General features: G+C 62.3%; 14 protein-coding genes. 2 read left to right on the forward strand and 12 right to left on the reverse strand.

Translation table 11 applies throughout. The features are described 5' to 3' along the window. Nucleotides 1-190: 190 nt before the first annotated feature. Nucleotides 191-1,306, reverse strand: coding sequence for an alanine dehydrogenase (ald, locus tag KY495_RS08590; RefSeq protein ID WP_219883239.1), 1,116 nt, complete (start codon nucleotides 1,304-1,306; stop codon nucleotides 191-193). Nucleotides 1,307-1,354: 48 nt separating this feature from the next. Continuing rightward, nucleotides 1,355-5,002, reverse strand: a complete 3,648-nt coding sequence (gene putA / locus KY495_RS08595; protein WP_219883240.1) for a trifunctional transcriptional regulator/proline dehydrogenase/L-glutamate gamma-semialdehyde dehydrogenase — start codon at nucleotides 5,000-5,002, stop codon at nucleotides 1,355-1,357. Nucleotides 5,003-5,183: 181 nt separating this feature from the next. Here putA and KY495_RS08600 point away from each other — a divergent pair, with 181 nt between their 5' ends. Next, nucleotides 5,184-5,639 carry an Lrp/AsnC ligand binding domain-containing protein gene (locus KY495_RS08600; protein ID WP_219883241.1) on the forward strand — a complete coding sequence of 152 codons (456 nt, stop codon included), beginning with the start codon at nucleotides 5,184-5,186 and terminating at the stop codon, nucleotides 5,637-5,639. Between the two features lie 280 nt (nucleotides 5,640-5,919). On the opposite strand, the gene KY495_RS08605 is transcribed toward KY495_RS08600, so the two are convergent. From KY495_RS08605 to KY495_RS08640, 8 genes are all read right to left on the reverse strand, one after another. Then, nucleotides 5,920-6,873: a LysR family transcriptional regulator gene (locus tag KY495_RS08605; protein WP_219883242.1), complete on the reverse strand. Its 954-nt coding sequence runs from the start codon at nucleotides 6,871-6,873 to the stop codon at nucleotides 5,920-5,922. 127 nt (nucleotides 6,874-7,000) lie between these two features. After that, nucleotides 7,001-7,618: a chalcone isomerase family protein gene (locus KY495_RS08610; RefSeq protein ID WP_229518545.1), complete on the reverse strand. Its 618-nt coding sequence runs from the start codon at nucleotides 7,616-7,618 to the stop codon at nucleotides 7,001-7,003. 78 nt (nucleotides 7,619-7,696) lie between these two features. Then, complete coding sequence (locus KY495_RS08615; protein ID WP_219883243.1) at nucleotides 7,697-8,290, reverse strand: chalcone isomerase family protein; 594 nt, start codon at nucleotides 8,288-8,290, stop codon at nucleotides 7,697-7,699. Nucleotides 8,291-8,336: 46 nt separating this feature from the next. Next, entirely contained in the window at nucleotides 8,337-10,016 is a 1,680-nt protein-coding gene (locus KY495_RS08620) for a methyl-accepting chemotaxis protein (protein ID WP_219883244.1), read from the reverse strand. Nucleotides 10,017-10,255: 239 nt separating this feature from the next. Further along, nucleotides 10,256-10,537 (reverse strand): YfhL family 4Fe-4S dicluster ferredoxin, encoded by a 282-nt coding sequence (locus KY495_RS08625; protein WP_219883245.1) that lies wholly within the window; start codon nucleotides 10,535-10,537, stop codon nucleotides 10,256-10,258. A 4-nt stretch (nucleotides 10,538-10,541) separates the two neighbouring features. After that, the gene (coaD, locus tag KY495_RS08630) at nucleotides 10,542-11,048 is read right to left on the reverse strand and encodes a pantetheine-phosphate adenylyltransferase (RefSeq protein WP_219883246.1); all 507 of its coding nucleotides are present in this window, start codon (nucleotides 11,046-11,048) and stop codon (nucleotides 10,542-10,544) included. 110 nt (nucleotides 11,049-11,158) lie between these two features. After that, nucleotides 11,159-11,803, reverse strand: coding sequence for a 16S rRNA (guanine(966)-N(2))-methyltransferase RsmD (rsmD, locus tag KY495_RS08635; RefSeq protein WP_219883247.1), 645 nt, complete (start codon nucleotides 11,801-11,803; stop codon nucleotides 11,159-11,161). 70 nt (nucleotides 11,804-11,873) lie between these two features. Beyond that, on the reverse strand, nucleotides 11,874-12,773 hold the full coding sequence (locus tag KY495_RS08640) for a DUF6279 family lipoprotein (protein WP_219883248.1): 900 nt from the start codon (nucleotides 12,771-12,773) through the stop codon (nucleotides 11,874-11,876). 26 nt (nucleotides 12,774-12,799) lie between these two features. Here KY495_RS08640 and glmU point away from each other — a divergent pair, with 26 nt between their 5' ends. Continuing rightward, nucleotides 12,800-14,179, forward strand: a complete 1,380-nt coding sequence (gene glmU, locus KY495_RS08645) for a bifunctional UDP-N-acetylglucosamine diphosphorylase/glucosamine-1-phosphate N-acetyltransferase GlmU (RefSeq protein ID WP_219883249.1) — start codon at nucleotides 12,800-12,802, stop codon at nucleotides 14,177-14,179. Nucleotides 14,180-14,275: 96 nt separating this feature from the next. On the opposite strand, the gene KY495_RS08650 is transcribed toward glmU, so the two are convergent. Both KY495_RS08650 and KY495_RS08655 read right to left on the reverse strand, forming a co-directional pair. After that, nucleotides 14,276-15,478, reverse strand: coding sequence for an ABC transporter permease (locus KY495_RS08650; protein ID WP_219883250.1), 1,203 nt, complete (start codon nucleotides 15,476-15,478; stop codon nucleotides 14,276-14,278). After that, on the reverse strand, nucleotides 15,475-16,242 hold the full coding sequence (locus KY495_RS08655; RefSeq protein WP_219883251.1) for an ABC transporter ATP-binding protein: 768 nt from the start codon (nucleotides 16,240-16,242) through the stop codon (nucleotides 15,475-15,477). The genes KY495_RS08650 and KY495_RS08655 overlap by 4 nt, the downstream gene beginning before the upstream one ends. Nucleotides 16,243-16,252: the final 10 nt, after the last annotated feature.

Consider the following 16,252-nt stretch of genomic DNA (forward strand, 5'->3'; position numbering starts at 1 on the left):
AATCCGGGAACGAGAGAAAACCTGATTGTATGACTGTTCACGCGACAGCTGCCACGCGCGTGCCGTTGGGGCCGATCCGGTCATCTGCTCCATTGCCGGAGGCACGCATCTGGTTCTGGGCAAGGCGACAAAAAAGCCGCTGCCGCGAAGATCGCGAAAGCGGCTGTCGAGTCATTCAGAGCGTTGCGGCTTACGCCAGCATGGCTTCGGCGCTGGTGTAGTCGTAACCCAGGTCGCGCGCAACCGCTTCGTATGTCACCTTGCCCAGGCAGACATTAAGGCCGTTGCGCAGGTGCGCGTCGTCCGCCAGTGCCCTTTTCCAGCCCTTGTTGGCCAGCGCCACGGCGTGCCCGATGGTGGCGTTATTGAGCGCGAAAGTGGACGTACGCGCCACGGCGCCAGGCATGTTGGCCACGCAGTAGTGAACCACGCCGTCAACCACATAGGTGGGTTCTGCGTGCGTGGTGGCGTGCGAGGTCTCGAAGCATCCACCCTGGTCGATCGCCACGTCCACCACCACGGCGCCCTTCTTCATGCGCGCGATCATGTCCTTGGTGACCAGCTTAGGCGCTGCGGCACCCGGCACCAGCACCCCGCCCACGACCAGGTCGGCCGACAGCACCGATTCCTCGATCGACTGCGCATTCGAGTACTGGGTCGAGATGCGGTTGCCGTACACCAGATCAAGCTGGCGCAGGCGGTCGATGCTGCGGTCGAGCACCGTCACGCGCGCACCGGTACCCACTGCCATTTGCATGGCATTGGTACCGACCACGCCGGCACCGATGATCACGATGTGGCCGGCGGCCACGCCCGGCACGCCGCCCAGCAGCAAACCCATGCCACCCTTGGATTTTTCGAGGTGCGCCGCGCCGGCCTGGATGGCCATGCGCCCTGCCACTTCGCTCATGGGCGCGAGCAGCGGCAGGCCGCCGCCGGCGCCGGTGATGGTTTCGTACGCAATGCAGACCGCGCCCGACTTGACCAGGGCCGCCGTCTGCTCCGGGTCCGGTGCCAGGTGCAGGTAGGTGTAGAGAATCTGGCCAGCCGACAGCATGGCGCATTCACCCGGCTGCGGTTCCTTGACCTTGACGATCATCTCGGCGCGCGCAAAGATCTCCTTGGCCGTTTCCACCATCTCCGCGCCGGCTGCCCTGTACTGCTCGTCGGACAGGCCAATTTCGCCGCCGGCGTTCTTCTGCACCAGCACCTGGTGCCCGCGCGAAGTGAGCTCGCGCACACTTGGTGGAGTCAGTCCTACCCGGTATTCGTGATTCTTGATCTCTTTTGGTACGCCTACGATCATGTCTTCCTCCAAGGGTTTTTATAAGTTACTTCTTTTCTGACCGGGCTCCTACAGTCCCAACGTCATCAGACTAGCATTTCCGCCGGCCGCTGTCGTGTTCACGCACAAGGCGCGTTCGGCGACCAGGCGCCACAGGGGAATCGCACCTTCTTCGGTGGTGTCGATAATGCCCACGATGGCGCCGGAGCCCGCCGCCAGCTGTGAGCGCAGGTCGTCGGACAGCTGTGCTTCCACCAGCGCGATCTGAAATTCTGTTTTCACGGCTGACAGGGTGTCGGCAAATTCAATCAGCGACTTGACCTGGGCCGGCAAGCCTTGCGGAATCACGTCCTTCGATCCGGCCAGCACCACCGCACGGTTACCGGTGGCCAGCACCGCAGCGAGCTGGTTGAGCAGCACGCCAATGGTCGACGCCGCGCACAGCACCGCGCCGCGTGGCGCGAACGACAGCGAATTGCGCTCCCCCGTCGGCCCTGGCAGCGGCAGCGAAGTACCGAGCAGCGTGGTGCGCATGTACTGCTCGGCCAGGGTGACCACGCGCTGGTGGCCGTGGGTGCGTGCCCAGTCCAGCAGCGGATCGAGTCCGGCACTGGCCTTGCGCTCGTGCTGCAGCAGTGCCGGGGCGCCTTTTTGCAGGCGTTTGAGGTACAGCGGGCCGCCCGCCTTGGGACCGGTGCCGGACTTGCCCTCGCCGCCAAAGGGCTGCACGCCCACCACCGCGCCCACGATATTGCGGTTCACGTAGATATTGCCAACGTGGGCGCGCGAAGCGATGAAGTCGATGGTTTCGTCAATGCGCGAATGCACACCCAGCGTCAGGCCGAAACCGGTGGCGTTGATCGCGTCCACAATGCGCGCCAGGTCGGCGCGGCGGTAGCGAATGATGTGCAGCACCGGGCCGAATACTTCCTTGGTCAGCTCCGACAGCGAACCGATTTCCAGCACCGTTGGCGGCACAAAGGTGCCCATCGCCGTGACCGATGACGGCAGTTCCAGATCAAAGTGACTCTTAGCCGTCGGCTTGACGCGCGCAATATGATCGAGCAGGTTTTGCTGCGCTTCGCGGTCGATCACGGGGCCGATGTCGGTGTTCAGGTGGTCGGGATTGCCGACCCTGAGCTCCTGCATGGCGCCCTTGAGCATGCGAATGGTCTTGTCGGCGATATCGTCCTGCAGGAACAGCACGCGCAGCGCCGAGCAGCGCTGGCCGGCGCTGTCAAAGGCCGACGTCATCACGTCCGTCACCACCTGTTCCGGCAGGGCCGAGGAATCGACGATGAGCGCATTCTGGCCGCCGGTTTCGGCAATCAGGGGAATCTCGTTGTCCTCATCCACGGCGCGCCTGGCCAGGGTGCGGTTGATCAGCTGCGCCACTTCCGTGGAACCGGTGAAGATCACGCCGCGCACGCGCGCATCGGCAGTCAGGCGTGCGCCCACCACCTCGCCGCGGCCCGGCAGGAACTGCAGCGCGCCGCGCGGCACGCCCGCTTCGTGAAACAGCTGCACCGCGCGGTGCGCGATGATCGGGGTCTGCTCGGCCGGCTTGGCCAGCACCACGTTACCTGCCGCCAGGGCGGCTGCCACCTGGCCGGTGAAGATCGCCAGCGGGAAGTTCCAGGGGCTGATGCAGGTGACGGGACCCAGGGCCAGCACGTTCTGGGCATTGGCTACCTGCGCCGCGTAATAGCGCAGGAAGTCGACCGCCTCGCGGATCTCCGCAATCGCATTGGGCAGCGACTTGCCCGCCTCGCGCACGGCCAGCGACATCAACTCGTCGTAGTGCTGCTCGAACAGGTCGGCAGTGTTGGCGATGATGCGCGCGCGCTCGGACGGCGTGGTGGTCTGCCAGTCCATGGCGTAGGCGGCAGCGCTGGCCAGCGCGGTGTCCACGTCGGCGCTGGACGCCTCGGTCACATGGCCAACGATGTCTTCATGATTGGCCGGGTTGCGGATGGCGTGCTTGTTCTCGCCCGCCAGCGCGCCGTCGATCAGGGGCTGGCAGTGGTAATTGCGCACGATGGTGAGGGTCTTGCCCAGCGCGCGCAAGACATCCTCATTGGTCAGGTCCAGGCCTGCCGAATTTTCACGCTCGGTGCCAAACAGCTGCGCCGGCAGCGGGATGCCGGGGTGCGGCGCGCCGCCGTGGGCGCGCGAGGCTTCGAATGGATCGGCAATCAGGCTGTCAATGGCGACCTTCTCGTCCACGATCTGGTTCACGAACGACGAATTGGCACCGTTCTCCAGCAGCCGCCGCACCAGGTAGGCCAGCAGCGTTTCGTGCGACCCGACCGGCGCATAGATGCGGCATGCCTTGCCCAGGTTTTCCTTGCCTACCACCTGGTCGTACAGCGTCTCGCCCATGCCATGCAGGCACTGGAATTCGTAGTCCTCCACCTTCGCTTCCTGGGCCCAGGTGTAGATGACGGCCAGGCTGTGCGCGTTGTGGGTGGCGAACTGCGGATAGATCACGTCGGTCGTGGCCAGCAGTTTTTTGGCGCAGGCCAGGTAGGACACGTCGGTGTAGACCTTGCGCGTGTAGACCGGGTAGCCGGGCATGCCGTCGACCTGGGCGCGCTTGATCTCGGCGTCCCAGTAAGCGCCCTTCACCAGTCGCACCATGAACTTGCGGTTGCTGCGGCGGGCCAGGTCGACCAGGTAATCGATCACGAACGGGCAGCGCTTTTGGTAAGCCTGCACCACAAAGCCGATGCCGTCAAAGCCGGCCAGCTCGGGGTCGAAGGCCATCGCTTCCATCAGGTCGAGCGAAATCTCGAGGCGGTCGGCTTCTTCGGCGTCGATGTTCAGGCCAATGTTGTAGCGCTTGGCCAAGAGCACCAGCTGCTTCAGGCGCGGCAGCAGCTCTTCCATCACGCGAGCCTGCTGCGCGCGGCTATAGCGCGGGTGCAGGGCCGAGAGCTTGACCGAGATGCCGGGGCCGTCCTTGATGCCGCGGCCATTGGAAGCCTTGCCGATGGCGTGAATCGCCGTCTCGTAGGCGGCGTAATAGTTCTTGGCGTCGGCTTCGGTCAGCGCGGCTTCGCCCAGCATGTCATAGGAATAGCGATAGCCACGCGCCTCGTTGTCGCGGCTGTTCTTGAGCGCCTCGTCGATGGTCTGGCCGGTGACGAACTGGTTGCCCAGCATGCGCATGGCCAGGTCCACGCCTTTGCGGATCAAGGGCTCGCCACCCTTGCCGATCAACTTGGACAAGGCAGAAGTGAGCCCCGCCTCGCTGCTGGTGCCAACCAGCTTGCCGGTGATGAGCAGACCCCAGGTGGCGGCATTGACGAACAGCGAGGGCGACTCGCCCAGGTGCTTGCGCCAGTCGCCCTTGCTGATCTTGTCGGCGATGAGGCGGTCGGCAGTGGCACTGTCGGGGATGCGCAGCAGTGCTTCGGCCAGGCACATGAGCGCCACCCCTTCCTCCGACGACAGCGAAAACTCGTGCATCAGCGCGTCGACGCCGGAGGCCCGGGTGCGCTTGCTGCGCACGGCCGACACCAGCCGGTGCGCCAGCGCATGCGCACCGGCGTGCGGGCGCGCCGATTGCGCGAGCAGCCAGCCGACCATCTCCGGCTCACTGCGGCGGTACGCGGCGGTAATGGCGGCGCGCAAAGGCCTGGGATGCTCAATAATTTGCGACTGGAAGGTGGAAAACGGGGCGGTGGACGCGGCCGAAGGTGCGGCGATAGGCATGAAAAGTCTTTGTGGTGATTGTTTCGGATACAGGTATACGGCGGCATTTGACGCACGCAAAGATGATTCGATTGTAGAGCGATTTCTTCTGGATTAATTCTGGTTATACAGAAGACTAGCCATAGAATGTTTTTGGTGAGACAATTTCACCAAATTAAATTTATTCAGGGGGTAATCCGCCATGTTGGACAAGATCAGCAAGAAGATTCTCGCCGAGCTGCAGAGCGACGGCCGCATCAGCAACGTCGAACTTGCCGCGCGGGTGAACCTGTCGCCGGCGGCCTGTCTGGAGCGGGTGCGTAAGCTGCATGAGTCGGGCTACATCATGGGCTACACGGCGCAGCTCAATCCCCAGCTGCTCGACGTGTCGCTGCTGGTCTTCATCGAGGTGGTGCTTGATCGTACCACTCCTGAAGTGTTCGACGCATTCAAAAACAGCGTCCAGCTGATTCCGGAAGTGCTGGAATGCCACATGGTGGCAGGAGGCTTTGATTACCTGGTCAAGGCACGGGTCAAGGACATGGCGGCCTACCGCGAATTCCTGGGCAAGACCCTGCTGCAAAAAGGCGTGCGCGAAACGCACACCTACGCCGTCATGGAAGAGGTCAAGAACACGACCAAGCTGCCAATCAAGTAAGCCGCCGGCACCGTCGCCAAGCTGGACAATACTTGTCTATACAAAAAGTGGTCTGACCCTGGTTTCGGGAAACAAATCCAAAAGGTTCCGTGCCGGGGTTTGAGCAGCGACGCCGGAACGCGCAAAATTGTACCGCTGCGGCGCTTGACGGCAGCGCACTCCCCTTCATTTTTCCCTCCAAAATGTCCTGCGGCTATTGCCTAACACCAGGGTCAGACCACTTTTTGTCTATACAAGTGGTGGTCTGACCCTGCCTTGGGGAAAGAGGAAACGGGAAGGTTTAGTCGCTGCCTTTGGTCGAGGAGCGGGGTACGGGCATGTTCATGCCTTCGAGGTGCTTGCGCAGCCATTTGTGGGTGGGGCTGCGGGCGTCCCGTTCGTGCCACAGCATGTCCAGGTGGACCGGCGGCAGCGTGAAGGGCAGCTCGCGCCACGCCAGGGCGTCGGTGTTGCCGGTGGAGGCTACCAGGTGCTTGGGCAGCACGGTGATCAGGTCGGAATTGGCCACCACCCGCCCCGCCGTGAAGAACTGGTTGACGGTGAGGATGATCCGCCGCTCGCGCCCCACCTGCGCCAGCGCTTCGTCCACCAGGCCATGGGCGCGGCCCGAAAAGCTCACCAGCAGGTGGTTGGCCTGGCAGTAGTTGTCCATGTTGAGCTCGACCTTGGCCAGCGGGTGGCCCTTGCGCATCACGCACACGTAATGGCCCGAATACAGGCGTTCGTGGCGGATGGGCGAGCTGGTGTCGCTCGAAAGCTGGGCCGCCACGCCCGGAAAGAAGCCGACCGCCAGGTCAATGTCGCCGCGCAGCAGCATGGGACGGGGCTCGCGCGTGGTCAGCGGCACCATGCGCACGTTCACCCCAGGCGCTTCACTTTCAATCGAGCGCATCAGCGATGGCAGCCAGAACGCGGCGGTGGCGTCGGCCATGGCCATGCGGAAGGTGGCGTGGGCCTTGGAGACATCGAAGGTTTCCGGCGTAACGGCCGCTTCCAGCCCGGCCAGGGCCGAGCGCACCGCCGGCCACAGCGCTTCGGCGCGCGGGGTGGGCTTGACCCCGTAGGCGGTGCGGATCAACAGTTCGTCGCCCAGGCTTTCGCGCAGGCGCTTGATGGCATTCGACACGGCAGGCTGGGTCATGGCCAGGTGGCCGGCGGCGCGGGTCAGGTTTTGCTCGGTCATCACGGCGTCAAAGACGCGCAGCAGGTTCAAGTCGAGTGTCAGGAAGCTCATGAGATCCAAAGAAGAGGCAGACCGTTAATCATACAGTAACGGTTCGCGGCGGCGGTGGCGCAATGAATGGCAGAGATAAAAAAACGGCGCCTGGAATCCCAGGCGCCGCTCGATGACGTTTGCGCAATCAGGCGTTCGATGCCGCCGGTGCCTTGCCGCCATTGAGCAGGCGTGGCTTGAGCGAACTGTCCGCAGGCTTCTCGCCCAGCCAGATCTTCATGATGGCATTGTAAAACACCACATCGGTCACGGTTTCGCCAATCTGCTTGCCGTTGAGGGTGCACACGGTGCCGGTGCCGGGGATGTAATCGAGGTCCAGCACGTCACCTTTTTTCAGGCCAGGAATCGAGGCGAACATTTCGCCGAATTTGCTGATCTGGCCAACAATTTTCATCTTGTCATTCTTGTCGGTATTGTTGTTGATACCTGCCATGAATGCGCTGCCGAAGTCGTCAGCCGAGATGTCACGCAGCATCACCAGGTGGATGCGGCGCGGACCGTCCGTCTTGAATACGGCATCGGTCGTGGTGGTCTTGCTTGGCAGGTAGAGCGAGGTCACGTACACCTTGACGATGAACTTGTTGCGAATGCCATAGCCATTGAGCACGAGCTCCTTGCCGGCGACCTTGACGGACTCTTTCAACGTGACACCAGCAACCTCCGCTGCCATGGCACTCTGGGTGAACGCGCACGCCAGGATCGCGCCTGCGAATACGCCTTTAAGTAAATTTTTCATAGCAAACATGGTGTCTCCGTGAGATAAGTACCACAACAATAAGGAAGGCCACATGGCCCTCCTGATACAGCGTCCGCTTGCGCGGGTTTATTTTCCGCCCAGCAGCAGCGGCTTGAGTGTGGCGTCGGCCGGCTTGTCGCCCAGCCAGATCTTCAGCACAGCGTTGTGAAACTGAATCCCGGGCATGACTTCGCCAATCGGCTTGCCGTTGTAACCGGCAATGGTGCCCGTGCCCGGCACCCAGTCCAGGTCGAGCACGTCGCCCTTCTTCAGGCCCGGCATCATGGCAAAGATCTGGCCGAACTGGCTGATCTGGGCAACAATCCGCGTCTTTTCTTCCTTGCTGACATTGGCATTGATGCCGGCCATGAAGGCGCTGCCGAAGTCGTCGCCCGATATGTCGCGCAAGATTTGCAGCTGCATGCGGCGCGGCCCGTCCGTCTTGATGACTTCTTCGACCGTGGTCTTCTTCGATGGCAGGTACAGGCCGGCCGTATAGAGCTTGATAAAGAACTTGGAACGCACGCCCAGGCCGTTCAGCTGCAGTTCCTTGCCCGCCAGTTTGACGGTATCGGGATAGGTCATGCCCGCCACTTGCGCCGCCATGGCGCCCTGCGCCAGTGCGCCCGCCAGGATGACGCCGGCCAAAGTTCCCTGAACAATCTTTTTCAATCCAAACATGGTGCCTCCGTTATCGGTTTTCTGTTTATTGATAATTTAATGGTAATTAAATCGCTTCCCAATCGCTGCCATTTGCCTGGCGCGCGCTGATCCGCTGTGCCGGCGCTCGCGCCACTTCTTGCTTTAACGCAGCAGATGGCGCTTCGGTGGACACGGACATGGCCATCGACGTGTGGGCATCTTCCGCATCGAGCTTGAAGACACTGACCAGCCGTGCCAGGTTGGCAGCCTGGTCTTGCATGGATGCTGCGGCAGCGGCCGCCTCTTCCACCAGGGCAGCGTTTTGCTGGGTGGTCTCGTCCATATCCAGAATGGTCGAATTCACCTGGGCAATGCCGGAACTCTGTTCCTGGCTGGCCGAGGTAATCTCGCCAATAATATCAGTGACCCGGCGCACACTGGCCACCACTTCTTCCATCGTCACGCCGGCCTGTTGCACCAGGGTGCTGCCTTCCCGCACTTTGCCGACCGAGTCGCCAATGAGGGTCTTGATTTCCTTGGCCGCCGCCGCCGAGCGCTGGGCCAGGCTGCGCACTTCCGCGGCCACGACCGCGAAGCCGCGCCCCTGTTCGCCGGCGCGGGCTGCTTCCACCGCGGCGTTCAGCGCCAGGATATTGGTCTGGAAGGCAATGCCATCGATGACGCCAATGATGTCGACAATCTTTTTCGACGAATCTGTGATCGAGCCCATGGTGTCGATGACGTTCGACACCACGCTGCCGCCCCGCACGGCCACTTCCGACGCCTGGGCCGCCAGCTGATTGGCCTGGCGGGCATTGTCGGCATTTTGCTGCACGGTATTGGTCAGCTCGTGCATGGAGCGCGAGGTTTCACCCAGTGAATGGGCTTGCTGTTCGGTGCGCGAGGACAGGTCCAGGTTGCCGGTGGCAATCTCGGTGGACGCCTCGGCAATCGATACCGTGCCCTGGCGCACTTCGGCCACGATGCGGATCAGGCTATCGTTCATGAACTTGAGCGCTTCCATCATCTGGCCCGTTTCATCGCTGCTGGTCACGACAATCTCGCTGGTCAGGTCGCCATCGGCCACGCGCCTTGCCACATTGACCGCTTCGTTCAGGGGGCGTGTGATGCTGCGCGTGGCCAAAAACGCCACCAGCAGCGACAGCACTGCCGCAGCGCCCGCCAGGACCAGGATCACCTGGCGCGTGCGCTGCGAAATTGCTTCGGCATCCTTACCAGCCTTGACCATTTCTGCATGCTGGTAGGCGATAAAGCTGTCGAGATGCTCGAAATACTTGGTTTGCTGCGGGCGCAGTGAAAACATGAACTTGATCATGGCATCGTCCTTGCTGTCTTCGTTGATGAGCTGAACGAAGGAAGCCTGGCCTGGCAGGAAGCGGGTGCGCACCACGTCAATCTGCTTGAGGATTTCGCGGGCCTTGGGATTGGTGGTGGTACGGGCCAGTTCGGCAAGGGCCTTGGTGGCGCTGGCATTGCGTGCTTCCACGTTCTGCAGTTCCTTGGCGATCTGGCTCGGGTCGGTCATGATGAGCACGTTAAGCATGCTGCGCGTGGCCTCATTGACATCGGCCTTGATCGCATTGGCCACCACCGTTTTCGGATAGCGGTTGTCCACCATGTTGCCAACTTCTTTATTCAGGCTGGCAATACGCAGGTAGGACAGGCCGGCGAGGAGCAGCAGCATCAGGATGACGAGTCCGAAGCCGAGGGCCAGGCGCTGGCCGATGCGCATGTTCTTAATCATGGGGAATCCCGTTGAGTCGACAGTATTAGGTGGGCGTGCCAAAGGATTTGCACGTGACATACCCTATATATATCAAAAAATTGCCGTACGGGTACAAAAATGATGCACGGAAGGGGATATTTCGCGCCAAAATGTGGCGCCGCGTCACAAATCGGAGCAAAGCGACAAGAAGGGAAAGTGATGTCGCATGCGCGGCTGACAAGTTTCGCCGCCAGCCCGTCAGCAGGGCCGTTTTGACACTATTTGGTAATCACTACCGGTTCGGCCGGTGCCTTGGCCGCGGTGAGGCGTTCATACTTGAGCAGCAGTTCGTCGCGGCTTTCCACCCAGGCCGGGTTGAGCGGGATGCAGGAAACCGGGCACAGCATGGCGCACTGGGGTTCCTCGAAGTGGCCCACGCACTCGGTACACTTGCTCGGTTCGATCTCGTAGATTTCTGCACCCATGTAGATGGCGTCGTTCGGGCACTGGGGCTCGCACACGTCGCAATTGATGCATTCGTCGGTGATCAGCAGGGCCATGGTGTCATCCCGCAGCTTCGGCCGAGGCCGCCATGGACGCGATTTTCTTTTGCAGCCAACGGTCCACGGAGGGAAATACGAACTTGGACACGTCGCCGCCCAGCATGGCAATTTCGCGCACGATGGTGCCGGAAATAAACTGATACTGGTCGGACGGGGTCAGGAACAGGGTTTCCACGTCCGGCAGCAGGTAGCGGTTCATGCCGGCCATTTGAAACTCGTATTCAAAGTCGGACACGGCGCGCAGGCCGCGCACGATCACGCGCGCATCGTGCTGGCGCACGAAATCCTTGAGCAAGCCTGAAAAGCTTTCTACCTGCACATTGGGATAATGGCCCAGTACTTCATTGGCGATTTCGAGCCGGTCATCCAGGGAAAAGAAGGGGCGCTTGTTCTTGCTGTCCGCCACGCCGACGATCAAGCGGTCAAACAGGCCCGATGCACGGCGCACCAGATCCTCATGCCCACGGGTGAGCGGATCGAAGGTTCCTGGATACACTGCTACAACCATTACGGCTCCCTAGAGAAACACCAATATTAGAACGCGCATTATGCCTGAAATTCCGGCACCACCCTGAGCGGGGGTCATGGGGCCGGTGCCAGAACAGGGTGTGGACAGGCTCAGCCTTGATGGGCGCGCGGGCGCAGCAGGTAGAAATGCACGACTCCCGCCTTGCCCTCGCGAATCGGCTCCCATGCCGCCAGCCAGCCGGGCTGTTCGCTCTCGGGAGTATCGGCAAAGGGCAGCGGGGTACCGGATTCGGCGTACACCAGGCCGTCCGGCTCGAGTAGCGCGCTGCACAAGGGCAAGGTCTTGGACAGGAAATCCTGCTGATACGGCGGGTCCAGGAAGATCAGGCGGAAACGCTGGCCGCGCTGGGCCATGTTGGCGGCGGCCGCCAGGGCGTCGGCCCGCAGGATCGTGACATTGTCGGCCTTGAGCTTGCCCTTGACCGCTTCGAGCTGGCGCACGATGGGGGTGTGGGCGTCGATCATGGTGACGGCGGCAGCGCCGCGGCTGGCGGCCTCAAAGCCCAGGGCGCCGCTGCCGGCAAACAAGTCCAGGCAGGCCGCGCCCTGCCACTGGCCATCCCACAGGTGGTTAATCCAGTTGAAGACGGTTTCGCGCACCCGGTCCGGCGTCGGCCGCAAGCCCATGGCATCGAGGACCGGCAGCAGGCTGCGCTTCCAGGCGCCGCCGATGATGCGCACTTGCTGGGGCGGCGGGGGGCGGTGCACGGGGATTTTGGCGGGCTTCTTTTGCATGGATCGCTCCGGAAAATGTGGCCCGCACTATAGCACGCCAGGGGCTGACAACAGCCGCCCCGGGCCGCGGCTACTTCCTGTCGGCGGCCAGCACCTTGAAGTCTTCCATCCAGCCTTGCATGCGCTGCTGGGCATGGGCTTTCTGCGCCGGCGTTGCAATCTTGATGGCGGTGAGCATCAGATTGATGGAGGCGTCAATATAGGTGTCGAAGAAGGGCTTGCGCTCAGGCGAGTCGAAGCGGCCGAAGATATCCTTGAGCAAATTATTCAACAGGGCACTGGTCGCTTCCCGTCCCAGCTTCTTCTGCTGGATTTCGCGCAGCACGGCAATGATTTTCTTTTGTCGAATGATGCGCTCCTCCAGCCAGAACTGGTTGTTCAGCGGACGGGCGTCGGAGGCCTTGCGCAGGATCGCTTCCTGCTCCCTGCTGAAGTCGCCAAACCACAGGTTAAGTTGCTCCATCGACTTTTTATAGCGCTGCTTTTGCTTCTTGTCAGTGTCGATGGCAATGAATTTCTTGCGATACGTCTCATTATTCTTGCGGAACTTCTCTTCGATGTTGGCGATCTGGTCAGGCTTGACGGACAGGGCAAGGTCGGTCAGTTCCGGCAAGGCCTTGAAGGCCAGCACTTCGGTACGCGCGAGCACGTCTTTGTACAAGCCGCGCAGGTCGGCATGGCTGACGTTGCCATTGCCGAGTTTGGCCTGGGCCTGGGCCAGCAACTGGCCATAGTCGCGCAGCTGGGTCTTGCGGTGCCAGTTGATGAGCTGGTCGATATCTTGCTTGACCATGCCGCCCTGCTCGGAATCGAGGTCGACATAGGCGTCCACCCACCAGTACAGCAGGGTATCGCCCTGGTTATAGGCAAAGCGCACGCTGCTGCAGGCGGCTACGGCAGCCATCACCAGCAGCAGGCACAGCACGCGAAAGCGCTGGAGGAAATGGTCTTGCGTGTTAAACTTTTTCATCTTTTCAACTCTCTGATCGTCTGCCTATGAACGTTGTCATCCTCGCCGCCGGCATGGGAAAGCGCATGCAATCCGCGCTTCCCAAAGTCTTGCATCCTCTCGCCGGCAAGCCGCTGTTGCTGCATGTAATTGATACTGCACGTACTCTTGCGCCGAGCAAATTATGCGTTATTTACGGCCACGGCGGCGCAGCGGTGCCAGAGGCTGTGGAACGGCAAAACACGGGCGCGCACGCGAAGATCGATACCGCCCTGCAAGAGCCGCAGCTGGGCACGGGCCATGCAGTGATGCAGGCCGTGCCGCAGCTGGATGAAAATGCCCCCACCCTGATCCTGTATGGCGACGTACCGCTGACCACGGCAGACTCCCTCAAGCGCCTGGCCGAGGCCGCCGGCAGCGACAAGCTCGGCATCCTGACGGTGGAACAGGCCAATCCCTTTGGTCTGGGCCGCATCGTGCGCGAAGGCGGCGACATCCGCCGCATCGTCGAGGAAAAGGATGCAACGCCAGACGAGCGCGCCATTCGCGAAATCAATAGCGGCATCATGGTGGTGCCCACCCGTCACCTCAAGAAATGGTTGGCGGCGCTGTCGAACAACAATGCCCAGGGCGAGTATTACCTGACCGACATTGTGGCCCAGGCCGTGGCCGATGGTGTCAAGGTGGTATCGAGCCAGCCTTCTGGCGAATGGGAAGTGGCCGGGGTCAACAGCAAGGTGCAGCTGGCCGAGCTGGAGCGCCGTCATCAGCTCAATATTGCCCAGGCACTGCTGGAAAAAGGCGTGCACCTGCTGGACCCGGCCCGTATCGATGTGCGCGGTGAACTGATTTGCGGGCGCGATGTCACCATCGACGTCGGCTGCGTGTTTGAAGGCAAGGTGGAACTGGCCGATGGCGTGTCAGTGGGCGCGCATAGCGTGCTGGTCAACGCGCGCGTCGCGGCCGGTGCCAGCATCAAGCCCTTTTGCCACATCGAGGAAGCCGTGGTCGGCCCCAAGTCGGTGATCGGCCCCTATGCCCGCCTGCGTCCCGGCACGGAACTGGCGGAAGACGTCCATATCGGCAACTTTGTCGAAATCAAGAACAGCCAGATCGCTGCCCACAGCAAGGCCAATCACCTGGCCTATGTGGGCGACGCCACGGTGGGGTCGCGCGTCAATATCGGCGCCGGCACCATCACCTGCAATTACGATGGGGCCAACAAGTTCCGCACGGTGATTGAAGATGATGCCTTCATTGGCAGCGACAGCCAGCTGGTGGCACCGGTGACCGTTGGCAAGGGCGCAACCCTGGGCGCGGGCACCACCCTCACCAAGGATGCGCCGGCGGGCCAGTTGACCATTTCGCGCAGCAAGCAGATGACCATTGAAAACTGGAAGCGTCCAGTCAAGGTCAAGAAGGCGTGATTGGGCATGGTTCGGCGTGATTCGGTGTGATTCAGCGTGGGCAGTGCGCAGGCGTCCCCTGCGTCCGCCAATGGACCCGGGCGGCCCGGCCCACAATCACAGTGCGGGGGCAACGGTGCCCCGCGCCGCTTTAAAAGCCGGTATTAGTGATGCCAGCAGCGACACTGCCAGCACCGTCACCACCGCCATGCCCATGCGGTTGAAGTCCAGCTCCACCAGCATGGGTGCCTTGCCTGTGGCAAGGGGCGAGGCATAGGACAGTGCCGCCCGGTTGACGATCCAGGCGACCAGGCTGCTGGTGATCAGGCTTACCACCACGGCCGACATGGCCATCAAAAAGCTTTCCATGACAAACATCAGAAACACACTGCTGCTGCGCATGCCGAGCGCGCGCAGGGTGGCTGTTTCGCGCCGCCGCTCCATGACGTTGATGGACAGGGTGGCGGCAATGATGGCGGCAATGACGCCAAAGACCATGCCGGCCACGCTGTCAAAGGCCATGTCCGATGCGCTGCGCTCGCTGGCATAGGCGGGCGACTGCTCTTGCCAGGTTTTGACCAATACCGGCAGCCCGGCCGCCTGCAGCGCCGCTGCCAGCGAGGCGCGCCGCGTTTCCGTTTCCGCCGTATCCGATAGATAGACCACGATACGTTCCGTCAGTTCCGTGTCCAGCAGCGATTGCGCCATGGCAAACGGCATCAACAGCGGATGGCGGCTGTTTTCGGCCCTCCCGGCCGAGGTATAGACATCGACCACTTCCGCGTCCACGGGAATGGCGCGCGCGTCCAGCGTGGCACCGGTCAGGGTGACAGTGCTGCCATTGCTCAGACCCAGCGATTTGGCTTGCTTGCTGCTCACGGCAATGCCATTGCGGATCGACGGATTGAGCTTGCCCGGCAGACCCTGGACGGGGCCCCGATGGTCCGGCGTCGAGACGATGCCTTCGCCAAAAAACAGCGCGGAGCGGCTGCCGGTGGAAGCAATGCCGGACACGCTCATTTGCGGCACCACCAGCGCCACGCCGCGGCTCGCTTCGACCACGCGGATCACCCGCAGCGCTTCCTCGGGCCGGAACATGGCGCTCCTGGCCGGCGCATCCGGCTCCGGCGCGCGCAGGATTGCCAGGTGGCCCAGCCGTTCCCCCATGATGCTCTGGAATTCCATGCGCGCGCGGGCGCTGGCAATATGGCCGGCAAACAAGTCGAGCACGCACAGGCTGGCCGCGATCAGGATCACCGCCAGCATGCTGCGCGAATTGCCCAGCATGAGTGCACGCAGCGCGAGCCGGTGAGGACTCATGGCTGGACCTGCAAGGGCCGGCGCGAACCTGGCGTGCTTTGCAGGCGCCCGTCGGCCAGCTGCAGGGTGCGCGTAACGCGGCTGAGCTGGCGCTGGTCGCGCGTGGAGATCAGGAAGGTGGTGCCGCAGGCGGCTTGCTGCTCCGCAAACAGGTCCATGATCATGCGGGTGCAGCAACTGTCCTGGCGCGACGTGGGTTCGTCGGCAATGACCAGGCGCGGCTGATTGATGAGGGCGCGCGCAATCGCCACGCGCTGGCACTGGCCGGGATCGAGGCGCGGCGGGTAGTAGGCGGCCTGGGGCGCGAGGCCCACGGCCGCCAGCAAGGTGTCGGCCCGGGCCTGGGCGGCAGCCAGCTCGGATTCGCCCAGCTGGGCGCGCAGCAGCATGGGCAGCAACACGTTTTCGCGCGCGGTGAGCACGGGAATCAGGCTAAAGGATTGGAACACGAAGCCCAGCATGTCGTTGCGCAAGTCGGCGCGCGCCTGTTCCGACAGCTTGGACACCAGCAGCCCGGCCAGCACCACGCTGCCCTCGGTGGCCGCTTCCAGCATGCCCACAATATGCAGCAAGGAAGTCTTGCCGCTGCCGCCCGGACCGCAGATGGCAATGATTTCGCCCCGGGTGATGTCGAGTTCAATGTCGTGCAAGGCGTACGTATTGCCGCCGTACACCTTGCGCACCCCCGACAGACTCACCAGCTCTGCCGACGGCCTGATTTGCAGGGCTTGCTTACTGCCGTGCGCTAACTCCTTGGTCTCCATGGCCACCGCC

It is taken from the genome of Massilia sp. PAMC28688, from assembly GCF_019443445.1.
Classification (GTDB): domain Bacteria; phylum Pseudomonadota; class Gammaproteobacteria; order Burkholderiales; family Burkholderiaceae_D; genus Telluria_A.